Origin of the sequence: Extibacter sp. GGCC_0201 (assembly GCF_017566055.1) — a bacterium.
In the GTDB taxonomy this organism is placed as follows: domain Bacteria; phylum Bacillota; class Clostridia; order Lachnospirales; family Lachnospiraceae; genus Extibacter.
Genome location: NZ_JABFCH010000308.1, coordinates 1 through 206, shown reverse-complemented (window position 1 = coordinate 206; position 206 = coordinate 1). Strand labels below are relative to the sequence as shown.

Here is a 206-nt window from a genome sequence, read left to right as displayed (position 1 = left end):
ATGAGGCGGATCTGACGGTGCTGGAGGGCGTTTTGGCCCGCGGTGACAGGAAGGTGGCGGCAGTGATCGAGGAGGCTTATAAAAACGGAGCGCTCTACGATTCATGGTCTGAACACTTCCATAATGAAATCTGGATGCAGGCCTTCGAAACCTGCGGTGTGGATATCGATTTTTATACGGTGAGAGAACGCAGCCTGGACGAGATA

The 206-nt window shown here is 52.9% G+C and carries 1 pseudogene; it reads left to right on the top strand.

Annotation, left to right across the window (positions count from 1 at the left end):
- Positions 1-206, top strand: a pseudogene (locus tag HJV72_RS19640) (B12-binding domain-containing radical SAM protein); the annotation flags it as partial.